This is a genomic window from Curtobacterium pomorum (genome assembly GCF_044497295.1).
GTDB lineage: Bacteria > Actinomycetota > Actinomycetes > Actinomycetales > Microbacteriaceae > Curtobacterium.
This window is the reverse complement of sequence record NZ_CP172409.1, coordinates 1082378-1095604: the sequence shown is the minus strand read 5'-3', so window position 1 is coordinate 1095604 and position 13227 is coordinate 1082378. Positions and strand designations below refer to the sequence as shown.

Annotated in this window: 9 protein-coding genes and 1 tRNA gene; 4 read left to right on the top strand and 6 right to left on the bottom strand. The window is 71.6% G+C overall.

Annotated features, from left to right (window positions below; all coding sequences use genetic code 11):
• Positions 1 to 157: 157 nt before the first annotated feature.
• Positions 158 to 1360, top strand: a complete 1203-nt coding sequence (locus ACGH48_RS05285) for an aminotransferase class I/II-fold pyridoxal phosphate-dependent enzyme (RefSeq protein WP_396290456.1) — start codon at positions 158 to 160, stop codon at positions 1358 to 1360.
• 54 nt (positions 1361 to 1414) lie between these two features.
• Here the strand turns inward: ACGH48_RS05285 and ACGH48_RS05280 are convergent, their stop codons facing one another.
• The 4 genes from ACGH48_RS05280 to ACGH48_RS05265 all read right to left on the bottom strand — a co-directional run bounded on the left by ACGH48_RS05280 (position 1415) and on the right by ACGH48_RS05265 (position 6791).
• The gene (locus ACGH48_RS05280) at positions 1415 to 2284 is read right to left on the bottom strand and encodes a carbon-nitrogen hydrolase family protein (RefSeq protein WP_396290454.1); all 870 of its coding nucleotides are present in this window, start codon (positions 2282 to 2284) and stop codon (positions 1415 to 1417) included.
• A 110-nt stretch (positions 2285 to 2394) separates the two neighbouring features.
• A tRNA-Met gene (locus ACGH48_RS05275) sits at positions 2395 to 2471 on the bottom strand.
• A 63-nt stretch (positions 2472 to 2534) separates the two neighbouring features.
• The gene (locus ACGH48_RS05270) at positions 2535 to 5516 is read right to left on the bottom strand and encodes a UPF0182 family protein (RefSeq protein ID WP_396290452.1); all 2982 of its coding nucleotides are present in this window, start codon (positions 5514 to 5516) and stop codon (positions 2535 to 2537) included.
• A 165-nt stretch (positions 5517 to 5681) separates the two neighbouring features.
• A complete protein-coding gene (locus ACGH48_RS05265; protein WP_340197376.1) occupies positions 5682 to 6791 on the bottom strand; it encodes a S16 family serine protease in 1110 nt (369 codons plus the stop codon).
• Between the two features lie 152 nt (positions 6792 to 6943).
• Here ACGH48_RS05265 and ACGH48_RS05260 point away from each other — a divergent pair, with 152 nt between their 5' ends.
• Positions 6944 to 8401 (top strand): zinc-dependent metalloprotease, encoded by a 1458-nt coding sequence (locus ACGH48_RS05260; RefSeq protein WP_396290450.1) that lies wholly within the window; start codon positions 6944 to 6946, stop codon positions 8399 to 8401.
• 75 nt (positions 8402 to 8476) lie between these two features.
• Positions 8477 to 9334: a hypothetical protein gene (locus tag ACGH48_RS05255; RefSeq protein WP_396290448.1), complete on the top strand. Its 858-nt coding sequence runs from the start codon at positions 8477 to 8479 to the stop codon at positions 9332 to 9334.
• On the opposite strand, the gene ACGH48_RS05250 is transcribed toward ACGH48_RS05255, so the two are convergent.
• Together ACGH48_RS05250 and nudC are read right to left on the bottom strand one after the other, a co-directional pair.
• Entirely contained in the window at positions 9225 to 11066 is a 1842-nt protein-coding gene (locus tag ACGH48_RS05250) for an ATP-dependent helicase (protein WP_396290446.1), read from the bottom strand. The two genes, ACGH48_RS05255 and ACGH48_RS05250, sit on opposite strands and share 110 nt — an antisense overlap.
• Positions 11063 to 11998, bottom strand: a complete 936-nt coding sequence (nudC, locus tag ACGH48_RS05245; protein WP_396290444.1) for an NAD(+) diphosphatase — start codon at positions 11996 to 11998, stop codon at positions 11063 to 11065. Before nudC ends, ACGH48_RS05250 begins: the two co-directional genes overlap by 4 nt.
• Before the next feature lie 117 nt (positions 11999 to 12115).
• On the opposite strand from nudC, the gene ACGH48_RS05240 reads away from it, so the two are divergent.
• Complete coding sequence (locus tag ACGH48_RS05240; RefSeq protein ID WP_123313351.1) at positions 12116 to 13114, top strand: phosphotransferase; 999 nt, start codon at positions 12116 to 12118, stop codon at positions 13112 to 13114.
• The last annotated feature ends 113 nt before the right edge of the window (positions 13115 to 13227 follow it).

The window sequence follows — 13227 nt, the reverse complement described above, 5'->3', positions numbered from 1 at the left end:
TCGCAACCACCTGAGCGGTGCTTCTGGCGACGCTGGAAGCATCCTCTGCCGATCTTATGCGTGGGCTGTGGGTCCGTCCCCGGATCGCCGTCGGACGGCCAGCTAGGTTGGGGTCCGTTCAGCGCGACACGTCGTCGCCGTCACCGGAGGGAACCACATGCGGCAGGCAGGACCCTGGTTGCGAGCAGCCGAGGGAGCGATGCTCCTGGGACCGGACGGCATCCCCGCGCCCACCGTCTTCGCCGAGATGAGCGCTCTCGCCGCGAGCACCGGAGCGATCAACCTCGGGCAGGGCTTCCCGGACCAGGACGGCCCCGCCGAGGTGCTCGAGGCCGCGGTCCGCGCCATCCGGGACGGCGTCAACCAGTACCCGCCCGGACGCGGGACGGCCGACCTCCGCACCGCCGTGGCCGAGCACCAGCAGCGGTGGTACGGCCTCGACGTCGATCCCGACCGCCAGGTCCTGGTCACCGCCGGCGCCACCGAGGCCCTCGCGGCGACGCTCCTCGCCCTGGTCGAACCGGGCGACGAGGTCATCACGTTCGAACCGTTCTACGACGCCTACGGCGCGCTCGTCCGGCTCGCCGGCGGCACCCACGTCACGGTGCCCCTCACGGCCCCCGACTTCCTGCCGGACGAGGACACCCTGCGGGCCGCGTTCACCGACCGCACCCGCGTCGTCCTCGTCAACACGCCGCACAACCCGACCGGCAGGGTCCTGCCCGACGAGGTCCTGCGCACGATCGTGGAACTCGCGACCCGGTACGACGCCGTGATCGTCACCGACGAGGTCTACGAGCACCTGACGTTCACCGTCCCGCACACGCCCATCGCCACCCTGCCCGGAGCCGCCGAGCGGACGGTGTCGATCTCGAGCGCCGGCAAGACCTTCAGCACGACCGGGTGGAAGATCGGGTGGCTGACCGCTCCCCCGACGCTCGTCGACGCGATCACGACGGTGAAGCAGTACCTGACCTTCGTCAACGGGGCGCCGTTCCAGCCGGCCGTCGCCGTGGGACTGCGGTTGCCCGACGCCGTCTTCGCCGGGATCGCCGCCGAACTCGCCGCCAAGCACGAACTGCTCGCCTCGGGGCTCCGGTCAGCGGGCTTCGACGTGATGCGCCCGGACGGCGGGTACTTCGTGATCGCCGACACCGCGCCGCTCGGGTATGACGACGCGCGGGCCTTCTGTCTCGAGCTGCCCGCACTCGCCGGGGTCGTCGGCGTGCCGGTGTCGGCGTTCGTCCGACCGGACCACGCCGCGGGCTACCGGTCGCTCGTGCGGTTCGCGTTCTGCAAGCGGCGCTCGGTCCTCGAGGACGCCGCCGAACGCCTGGCACGCCTCCACGCGCCGTCCTGAGCCCGATCCCGCCACCGGCGCAGCCGCGACCACGCACCGGACGGGACGCGCGCGTCAGCGGCGAGCCGCGCCTCCGGGCAGGGCGCGCAGCGCGACGTCGTACCGCCGGAGGCCCAATGACGGGTTCACGCGCCGGACGGCGTCGGTGACCGCTGTGTCGACGGTCGCGACGAGCCTGCCGGGCGTGGACCCGGCGGCGGCGACCGCGACGCCGGAGGGGTCGAGCACCACCGAGGCGCCGATGCCGATCGGCGGCGTCTGGCCGACGCCGACGACCCAGACGGTGTTCTCGATCGCCCGCGCCGTGAGCAGCGTCCGCCAGTGGTGTTCCTTGCCCGGGCCGCGCACCCACTCGGCCGGCAGCACGACGACGTCGGCCGCACCGTGCTCCGGTGCGGCCAGCCGCCGGGTGACCTCGGGGAAGCGCAGGTCGTAACAGGTCTCGAGTCCGATCCGGACGCCCTCGAGCTCGAAGACCGGCAGCTGCTCCGGATCGCCGGACTCGATGCGGTCGGACTCCCGCGAACCGAAGGCGTCGTAGAGGTGCACCTTCCGGTACGTCGCCGCGAGCTCGCCGGTGGGGAGCACCGCCACCAGGGTGTTGCGGAAGCGCGTGGGCCCCGCCGTGGTCGCCGCGTCCGTCGTCGCTGCTTCCGTCGTCTCGGCGATCCCGACGACCAGGGCGACACCGGTGTCGCGGGCGATGTCCTGCAGCCCGGACACGAAGGGGCCGTCGAGCGGTTGCGCTGCGGCGACGAACCGGTCGTCGATCTCGGCCGTGAAGTACGACGAGTACTCCGGCGTGACGAGCAGCGCCGCTCCCCGCGCGGCGGCGTCGACGGCCGCGGCCCGGACGGTCTCGAGGTTCGCGGCGCTGTCGTCCGCGGGAGCGAACTGCGCGGCGGCGATCGTGAGGGTGCCCATCCGCCGAGCGTACCGGCGCGCCGCGGCGCACCGCGGCGCGCTCCCGCGTGCACGAGTCCGGGAACGAGGAAAGCCCCGGTCCTTTCGGACCGGGGCTTTCGTGTGACGCTTGGTTGCGGGGGCAGGATTTGAACCTACGACCTCTGGGTTATGAGCCCAGCGAGCTACCGAACTGCTCCACCCCGCGGCACGTTGAATAGCCTACACACGGTCGTGGCGGGGCACAAATCGTGTGCCCCGCCACGGCGTGTCAGCTGCCGTCTTCGGCTGCGGTCGCGGCCTCGATCGCCTCTTGCAGGCGCTTGTCGGCCTCGGCCGCGGCGACCAGGTCGTTGTCGGCGTAGGCCTGCTGGCGGTCCTGCAGGGCGTCGTTCGCGTCGGACAGCGCCTGCTGCAGCGCGTCGTTGCCCGTGGCACCCGAGCCGCTCGTACCGCCCGTCGAACCGGACCCCGTGTCGGAGCCGGAGCCGGAGCCGGACGAACCCGAATCCGAATCCGACGAACCGGAGCCACTCCCCGAGCCGCTGGCATCGGAATCGCCGGCAGCAGCACCGGAGTCACCGCCGAACAGCGAGTTGAGCGCCTCGTCGAGAGTGTCCTCGAACGCGATCTTGTCGCCGAACGCGACCAGCACCTTCTGCAGCAGCGGGTACGAGCCGCTCGACGTCGACTGGACGTACACGGGCTGCACGTACAGGAAGCCGCCGCCGACCGGCAGCGTGAGCAGGTTGCCCTGCTTCACCGTCGAGTTGCCGCGCTTCAGGATGTTCAGCTCCTGCGACACCGTGGTGTCCGAGTTGAACAGGTTCTGCACCTGCGCCGGGCCCGGGATGTTGTCGGTCTTCGGCATCGTCAACAACGTGAGCTTGCCGTAGCCCGACGCCTTCTTGCCCTTGCCCGCACCTCCCGCGTCGGAGTCGGCCGCCAGGTACCCCGTCAGGACGTTGCGGTTGTTCGCGCCGGCGGACTGCTGCGGGATGTAGGTCGTGTACAGGTTGTACGCGGTCTCCTGCCCCGGCACCTTCATCGTCAGGTAGTACGGGTCCTGCAGGTTCGCCTTGCTCGCGGTCGTCGTCGTCTGCGCGCCCAGGGCGTTCGTGGTCGTCGACGTGTCCGCCGCGCTCGCGTCGCTGTCCGTCCCACCGGTCGTGGTGGGCTCCTGCGGCGTGTTCCACGCGTCGTCACCCGAGTAGAACGAGTTCGCGTTCGTCACGTGGTACGTGCCGAGGATCGACCGCTGCACCTTGAAGAGGTCCGTCGGGTACCGGACGTGGTCCAGCAGCTCGGCGCTCATGCTCGACACCGACTTGACCGACGTCGGGAAGATCTTCTCCCAGGTCTTCAGCACCGGGTCCTTGGTGTCCCACGCGTAGAGGGTCACCTTGCCCGTGTAGGCGTCGACCGTGGCCTTCACCGAGTTGCGGATGTAGTTCACCTGGTCGGTGCGGTACGCCGAGGACTCCGAACCGGCGATGCTGTCCGACAGGCTCTGGCTCTGCGAGTACGGGTAGGCGTCGCTCGTCGTGTAGCCGTCCACGACCCACTGGATGCGGTGGTCGACGATCGCCGGGTAGGCGTCGCTGTCGACCGTCAGGTACGGAGCCACCTTCTGCACACGCGTGATCGGGTCGCGGTCGTAGAGGATCTGGGAGTCCTTGTTGACGGCGTCCGACAGCAGGACCTGCTCCGACTGGAACTTCGCCGCGTAGACGAGTCGGTTGAAGAAGTTGCCCACACTCGGTCCGCCGTCGCCGGAGTACGTCGTGGTGGCGTTCCCGCCGTTGTCGTCGTCGGACCCGGAGGGGTAGTCGAGCTCGACGTCCTTCGAGCCCTTCGGGGCGCCGACGATCGAGTACGCCGGCGAGGTCTCACCGAAGTACACGCGCTGCTGGAAGTCCCCCAGCGCACCGTTCGACGGGATGCCCGACTCGAGGAACACCGGCTTGCCGTCGCTCGCACGCTGGTTGCCGAAGGCCGCGGTCACGCCGTAGCCGTGGGTGTACACGAACGCCCGGTTGTACTGGGTGTTCGCGGCCGAGCTCAGCCCGTCGAGGTCGATGTCGCGCACCGCGATGACGGTGTCCTCGGTCTCGCCCTTGACGTCGTAGCGGTCGACGTCGAGCTCGTCCGGGAACTGGTAGTACTGCCGGTACTGCTGCAGCTGGCTGAAGGTGTCGGAGACGATCTTCGGGTCGATGAGGCGGATGTTCGCCGTCGTCTGGGCGTCCTGCGCGAGGGCGCCGGAGCTGGCCTCGGTCGTGGCGTCGTAGTTCTGTTCCTTGACGTCGGAGACACCGTAGGCGTCACGCGTGGCCTTGATGTTCCGCTCGATGTACGCGGACTCGTACGTGCGCTCCGAGGGCTTGACCTGCAGGCGCTGGACGATCCAGGGGTAGATGCCCCCGATGACGATCGCGGCGACGAGCAGCAGCCCGGTCCCGACGATCGAGATGCGCCAGCGGCCGATGACCGCCGTGACGATGAACAGGATCGCGACGATCGCCGCGATGCCCGCCATGATCTCGCGACCCGGGATGACCGCGTTCACCTCGGTGTACTGGGCGCCGGTGATGAGCGAGTTCGACTTCGTGAGCGCCGCGTACTGGTCGAGCCAGAGGCTCACGGCCTGCAGCGCGATGTAGAGGGCTGCGGTGACGGCGAGCTGGATGCGCGCGGCACGCGAGATGCGGACCTCACGTCCCCCGAAGCGCAGCGCGCCGTACAGGTAGCAGGCAGCGAGCGCGGCGAGGCCGGCGATCAGCACCACGGCCGACGAGTACGCCACGATCGAGCGCCAGAACGGCAGCTCGAAGACGTAGAAGCCGATGTCGAGGCCGAACTGCGGGTCCGTCTTGCCGAACGGCGTCCGGTTGAAGTACTCGAGCACCATGCTCCAGCGCCCCGAGGTCGACAACCCGGCGAAGATGCCGAGCACCACCGGGATGCCGATCATGACGGCGCGACGCAGCGGCTCGATGACCTGCTGGTACCGGTCCAGCTGCGAGTTGAGCTTCGCGTAGACCGGGCGGTACCGGAAGGCCAGCCCGATGCTCAGGAAGACCGGCACCGCCATGCCCAGGAAGCCCGCCAGGAACATCAGGGTCCCTGCGATCCACCGCGTCGTGAGGACCTGCTGGAACCCGAGCTGCGCGAACCACGCGTAGTCCGTGTACAGGCTGGCGAAGATGAAGAAGCCGATCACCAGTGCGGCCAGCACGATGATCGTGACCACGATCGGGACCCGCGGCGAACGCCGCCCCGAGGTGGACGAGGTTGTCGTCACTTGATGTGCTCCAGACGTGTCGGACCGGCGGGCCCGGCTCGCGGCGGGCCGTCAGTGCACTGATCCTATTGGACCGGGCGGAGTGTGAAACTGTGCGAGGACTCAGGAAACCGGTCAGGAACCGCAGCGGGCGAGCTTCGCGGTGCTCTTCCCGTCGGCGATGGTCTGCAGGTCGGTGACGGCCTGGTCGAGCGTCGACACCTTGTAGACGTCGAGCCCGTCCGGCACGTGCCCGACGACCTCGTCGCAGTTGTCGGCCGGGGCGAGGAACACCGTCGCGCCCGCCTCCCGTGCCCCGTAGAGCTTCTGCCGGATGCCGCCGATGGCCCCGACCTCGCCGTCTGCGGTGATCGTGCCCGTGCCCGCGACGTGCTTGCCGCCGTTGAGCTTGCCGGGCGTGATCTCGTCGATGATCCCGAGCGCGAACATCATGCCGGCCGAGGGGCCGCCGACGTCCTGCAGCGTGATCGAGACGTCGAACGGGAAGTCGTACTTCTCGGTGACGCCGACGCCCAGGAGCGCGGTGCCCTGCTCGTCGCGCGGGGTCACCCGGACGTCCTTCGTCGCACCGTCGCGCTCGATGGTGACGGTCGCCGGGGTCGACGTGCCGTGCTTCGCGACGAGTTCGCGCAGCGAGGTGGCGTCGGCGTTCGTCGTGAGCGAGGTGCCGTCGAAGGCCGTGATGACGTCGCCCTTCTCGATCGGACCGTCGGCAGCCGAGCCGGGCTGCACGGTGCCGACCTCGAGTTCGGTCGGCAGGTCGTTCCCCTGCTGGATCAGCGCCGCGGCCACGGCGGACTGCTGCGACGCCTGCATGTCGGCGGAGTCCTGCTGGTTGACCTGCTCGGTCGTGGTGCCGGTCGGGTAGATCGCCTCGACCGGGATCACGGCCTCGGACTTCGTGAAGATCGCGCGGACGACGCTGGTCCACGACGGACGGTTCGTCGCGTCGCCCTGGATGCCGACCGTCAACATGTCGAGCGCCCCGGCGGTGGGGTAGGTCTCGTGCCCGGAGACCTGGATCAGCTTGACGTCCTTCGCGTCCTTGCCCGTCCCCTGCTTCTGCGTCCCGATGGTGTTGTAGACCGGTCCGGGGACCTCGATCAGGTACGGACTCGGCAGCACGCTCGCGAGGATGCCCAGCACCACTGCCCCGATCACGAACGCCCACCCGACGGTCCTGGCACGCGAACGACGACGGGGCGCGGGGGCGAAGAGGGTCACGCGGGGTCCTTCCAGGGGCGGTCGCCGGGCCTGGCGGCGGGGCGGTCGTCCTCGCCGTACGGCGGGACTGTTCGCCCTCGGCGCAGCGGTTCGGGCGTTCCCACGGGGGCATCCCAGGTGCGGCCCCGTGAGCAGCGATTAGCGTAGTCGGCATGCCTGATGAACCACAGCCGGGGCCGGACGACGACTTCCAGGAGATGCTGCGCAAGCTGCTCTCGGGCGAGGGCCAGATCGACCCGTCGCAGCTCGCCGGGGCGGCTGGCCTGCCGAACGACCCGGCCTTCGTCGCGAACCTCATGAGCCAGCTGCAGCGTGCCGCGCAGTCCGGCGGGGACGGCATCGACTTCTCCGCGACCGCCGAGCGCGCGACCGCGATCGCCCGCGAGGGCGGCCACGCCGTCGACCCGGTGGCCTCGCAGGCGGCCGACCAGGCGTTCCAGGTCGCGGCGCTCTGGCTGGACGAGGTCACGACGGTCGCCGAGCTCACCGCCACCCCGAGCCTCTACACGCGTGAGCAGTGGGCGAAGGCGACGGTGCCGGTGTGGACCCAGATCGCCGAGCCCGTGGCGTTCAGCATCGCCGACGCACTGACCGAGGCCATCGACCAGCGGGCTCCTGAGGAGCTCAAGGCGATGCTCGGCGACGTCTCGAAGGCGATGCGCGGCGTCGGCGGTGCGCTGTTCGCCATCCAGCTGGGCCAGGTCGTCGGCCAGCTGTCGAAGGAGGTCGTCTCCGGCGGCGACGTCGGCGTGCCCCTGCTGGACGAGCAGGTCGCTGCACTCCTGCCGCAGAACGTGGCGGAGTTCGCCGAGGGACTCGACGTCTCCGAGGACGAGGTCCGCATCTACCTGGCGGTCCGCGAACTCGCCCACGCGCGGCTCTTCCGCTCCGCGCGGTGGCTGCGTCTGCACATCATCTCGTCGATCACGGACTACGCGCGGGGCATCCACATCCCGTTCGACCGCGTCGAGGAGCTCGCGGCGGACATCGACCCGACCAACCAGGAGCAGCTGCGGGACGCGCTCGCCTCCGGTGCGCTCATCCCGCCGAGGACGCCCGAGCAGGACGCCGCGCTGGCACGACTCGAGACCATGCTCGCCCTCGTCGAGGGCTGGGTCGACACGGTGACCGCCGCCGCCACCGTCCGGCTGCCGAAGAGCGGCGCCATCGCCGAGATGGTCCGCCGTCGCCGGGCGGCCGGCGGGCCCGCCGAGTCGGCCTTCGCGACGCTCGTCGGCCTCGAACTGCGCCCCCGCCGTCTGCGCGAGGCCGCCGCGATGTGGCAGCGGGTCACGGACGAGCTCGGCGCCGAGCAGCGTGATGCCCTCTGGTCGCACTTCGACCTGGTGCCCACGTCCGACGACGTCGACGCACCGGACGCCCTGGTCGCCCGGCTGCGGAACCCCGCGCAGACGGAAGAGGACGACGCGTTCGACAAGGCGCTCGAGGACCTGCTCAACGACGCCACCGGTCCCCGCCCGCACGAGGACGAGTCCGGTCGGATCGACGACGGCGCCCCGGGCACCGACGACAGCGGGACGGGCACCGACGAGACCGGCACCGACGAGACCGGCACCGACGGGGACCGCCCCGGCGACCAGCCCCGCTGACGCCGCCACAGACGAGTTCTCCACAGATCCACCTCATGACCCCACACCTGCCCCCGACTCGGGCAGCGTGGGGTCATGGGCATCCGCATCGATCCGACACTCGAGTTCGTCTGGCGCGACCCGGCCACGGTGCAGCTCGGGGTCGATCCGCCCCGTGCCGTCGTCGCCGTCCCGACGACGGGCGAAGAGCGGTTCCTCAGCGCCCTCCGGCGTGAGACGGGGCGCGAGGCCCTGAGCGGCCTCGCCGTCACGTCGGGCTGCCCACCGGACGTCGCCGCGCGGGTGCTCGGTGCGGCGTCCCCCGCGGTGATCGACGTCCTGCCCGAACCGCTCGAACGGATCGAGGTGCACGGGTCCGGCGGGCTCGCGGACACGATCGCGGCCCACTTGTCCGGTGAGGGCGTGACCGTCGTCCGGACGTCGTCCCCGCGGGGCGGCCCGGTCGTCCTGCCGGAGCACGAGCCCCGGCTCGCCGTGGTGGTCGCCGACCACGTCGTCGACCCGGCGCTCCGCGCCGCCTGGACCCGCAGGGGCGTGCCGCACCTGGCGGTCGTGGTGGGCGACGGACGCATCCGCCTCGGGCCGTTCGTCGTGCCGGGGGCCGGCCCGTGCCTCCAGTGCGCGGAGTTCGCTCGCGTGGACGACGACCCGGCGTGGCCGGCGATCGCGTCGCAGCTGTGGGGACGACCGCCGTCGCCCCTGTCACCCTGGCGGACCGCCGCGGTGGCCGCTGCCACGACCCGACTGCTCGTGCAGCGCCTGCCCCTGCGGACGCAACGCGCCGATCCTGACCAGGTGGTCTTCGACCGCGACGACCTGGCCGTCAGCCGGTGGTCGGTGCCGCTCCATCCGCGGTGCGCGTGCCGAGCGCTGCCAGGAACCGACTCGGAGCACGGGCTCCCCCACGTGTGGAGCCCTGTCGCGACCACGTGATGGTCACGGTTCGCCGGGCACGGGTGAGTCCGACGTAGAACAGGCGTCGTTCCTCGTCGACCTCGGTGTCGGTGGTGGCGTGGGAGATCGGCAGGAGCCCCTCGGCGGCGCCGGCGATCACGACGTTGGGCCACTCCAGGCCCTTCGACGAGTGCAGGGTCGCCAGGGTGACGGCGTCGACCTCGGGCTCGTGGTGGGTCGCCGCACGGTCCACCAGGTCCTGGGTGAACTGCTGCATGGTCGTGCCGGCGGGGGCGTCCTCGGCCAGGCCCATGATCGCCTGCAGGGCTTCCCACTGGTCACGGACGGCGCCCGTGCCCTCGGGCGCGGTCGGCGTCCACCCGCTGACCTGCAGCACGAGACGGACACGGCGGGTCAGTTCGTCGTCGGTCTGCCGGATCGCTTCACCGCGCATGTGGTGCACCGCGAGCTTCACCTCGGGGCGGTTGAAGAAGCGCGTGCCACCCTGCACGCGGTAGGGGATGCCGTTGCGGCCCAGCGCGGACTCGAGCGCCGCGGACTGCGCGCCGACGCGGAACAGCACCGCGCAGTCGCCGTACTTCGCCCCCGCGGCGACGAGTTCCGCGATCCGCCGGGCGATGGTCTGCGCCTCGTCGCCGTCGTGCACACACGGCACCACGACGGGGTCGGGTCCGGGTTCCTGCGTCTGGGCGACCAGGTCGAGGGCGCCGGGCTGTCCGCGCATCAGCGCGTTGGCGGCGTGCACGACCTCGCGGGTGGAGCGGTAGTTCCGTTCGAGTCGCAGGACCGAGCCGCGCGGGAACTCCGAGCCGAACCCGAGCAGGTAGTCGCTCGAGGCACCGGCGAACGAGTAGATCGTCTGGCTGGCGTCACCGACGACGCACAGGTCGTCGCGGCCGCCGAGCCAGGCGCGCAGCAGGTCGTGCTGCACGGGCGAGACGTCCTGGTACTCGTCGACGACGAAGAACCGGTACTGCTGCCGCACGTACGACGCCACCCGCGGCTCCGACTCCACCATGCCGAGGGTGGCGAGCAGGACGTCCTCGAAGTCGAGCTGTCGGCGGTCGTCCTTGAGGCGTTCGTACGCCTTCATCAGGTCGATCACCCGGCGCGGCGAGGTGTCACGCGGCATGACGCGTTCGGCGGCGGCTGCCTCGTACTCCTCGAGCGAGAGCATCTGCACCTTGCGCCACTCGACCTCGGCGGCCAGGTCGCGCAGCACCGGTGTGTCGACCGACATGCCGACGGTGTCGGCGGCGTGCGCGATCATCCGCCCCTTGGACTCGACGATCTTCGGAGCGTGCCCGCCGACGGTGTCCGGCCAGAAGTAGCTGAGCTGCGCCATCGCCGCGGCGTGGAAGGTGCGGGCCTGCACCGTCCCGGCGCCGAGCGAGCGGAGCCGCGACCGCAGCTCACCGGCGGCGCGGGTGGTGAACGTCAGCGCGAGGACGTGGTTCGGCGCGTAGGTGCCGGTCGCGACCCCGTAGGCGATGCGGTGGGTGATCGCCCGGGTCTTGCCGGTGCCGGCTCCCGCCAGCACCGCGACGGGGCCGAGCAGGGTCCGGGCGACGGTGCGCTGCTCCGCGTCGAGGGCGGCGAGCAGTTCATCGGGTGACGGCGGACGGACCTCGGCGGGAACACCCGGACCGGCCGAACCGGACGGACCGGCGGAACCGGCCGGACCGGCGGAACCGGCCGAACCGGCCGAACCGGCGCCAGCCGACACCGGCCCACGACCAGCGTTGCTCACGGCAGGTCCAGGGGCCCGCCGTACCACTCCTCGATGATGGCGCGGGCGATCGACGTCCGGCCGGGCAGCAGCAAGGTGTCCCCCGCGCGCTCCCGGATGTCCTCGCGCGAGAACCAGCGCACGTCGAGGATCTCGACGCCGTCGGGCCGCGCCGTCGACGGGTCGCCGTCCACCGCGCGGGCGCGGAAGCCGACCATCAGCGACGCGGGGAACGGCCACGGCTGCGAGCCGAGGTACTCGGGCTCCTCGACGTGCACGCCGGACTCCTCGAAGACCTCGCGGCGGACGGCGTCCTCGAGCGACTCACCCGGTTCGACGAACCCGGCGAGCAGCGAGTAGCGGTTCGCGTCCCACGCGGCGTTCGAGCCGAGCAGGATGCGGTCGTCGGCGTCGACGACCCCGACGATGATGGCGGCGTCGGTGCGCGGGAAGTGCTCGTGCCCCTCGGGGTCGCGGCGGACCCAGCCGCCGGTCACGACGTCGGTCGCCGACCCGGTGCGGGGCGAGAAGCCGTGGACGGCGTGCCAGTTCGCCATCGCCACCGCCTCGACGGCCAGGCCCTGGTCGCGCGGGGACAGCTCGGTGCCGAACATGCGCAGGCTCTCCCACGCGTCGTCGGACGGCTCGATGGCCACCGCGGTGCCGTCGTCGACGAGGGCGGCGACGAAGCGGGTGCCGGCGGGAGCGTCGGCAGCATCGGCGACCGCGCGGCCGAGGTACAGGGTCACGGTTCCGGCCGGGACCTCGGACGCGGTGACGAAGCGCAGGGTGCCGTCGGCGTTCCGGAGCATCTCGGACCCGTGCACCGGCAGGTACCGGGTCGCGGGGTCCTCACGCAGGACCCTGTCGAGGTCCGGCGTCGAGCGGAACTCGGCGTCGCGGTCGAGTTCGTTGCGGGACAGCGGGAGCCGGGAGGCGAACTCGACGGTCACGGCAGAGGGCTCCTCGGTTCAGGTGCAGGGACAGCCTGCGGGCATGGCGTGCTGGGAAGGCTTCGGGAACAGCGTGGCGTGCACCGGTGCAGGCGCCGCGCACCTACCCTGAGGGGCATGGCGGGATCCCAGTTCACTCTAGCCGCGTTGGCGACGACGGCCGTGCCCGGTCTCCTCGTCACGGGCACGCGCACGCTCGGCTCGGCCGCGGCCGGCGACTACGAGTCGGCTCTCCTCCGCGACGCCGACGGCGTCGAGACGGTCATCCGACGTCCCCGGAACCAGCGGGCGGAAGCCCGGCAGTCGGCCGACCTCGTCGCGATCCGTGCGCTGAGCGCCGGGATCCGCACGCGCCTCCCGTTCGGGGTCGCCGAGTACCGCGGACAGGCGCCGATCGGATCGACCCGCGCCATCGTCACGACCCGCCTGCCGGGCGCGCACCCGACGCTCGCGTCGCTCGCCGAGCGGCCGGAGCTCGCCACCAGTGTCGGCCGCGCCGTCGCCGCGATCCACCAGCTGCCCACGAGCTTCGTCTCCGACGCCGGCCTGCCGTCGCTCACCCCGTTCGAGGTGCTGCGTTCCGCCGTGTCCGTGATGGACCGCGCCGTCGCCACCAAGCTCGTGCCCGCCGCGCTGGTCGAACGGTGGGAGGGCGCCGCGCGCGACCAGCAGCTGTGGCAGTTCACCCCCACCGTCGTGCACGGCTCGATCGGCACCGGCGTCCTGCTCGTCGACGGCGATGCCGTCAGCGGCATCCTCGACTGGGGAGAGCTCCGGCTGGGCGACCCGGCGAAGGACCTCGCCTGGGTGCTCGCCGGCCGACGCGACGCCTTCGACACCGTCCTGAGCGCCTACGAGGCGAACGGCGGTGGACGCGACCGCCAGCTCGCCCAGCGAGCTCGTGTGCACCACGAACTCGAGACGGCGCACTGGCTGCTGCACGGCGTGCAGGCGAAGAGCACCGAGGTCGTCGACGACGCCGTCGCGATGATGCACCGACTGGTGGACGCGGTGCACGCGCCGAGCGCGGAGCCGCTGCAGTCGGTGTCCCCCGAGACGATGGAGATCGGCGAGGTCGAGCAGCTGCTGTCGTCGACCGAACGCCGCCACGGCTGACGCCGCCCGCCCGCAGAGCGGTCCACGCCGGTCGCGTGGGTCGCGGTGCACGCAACCGTCTGGAGGCCCGGTGCCGATCCGGCGGATCCGCTCCGGGCCTCCGGTGCGTCGCC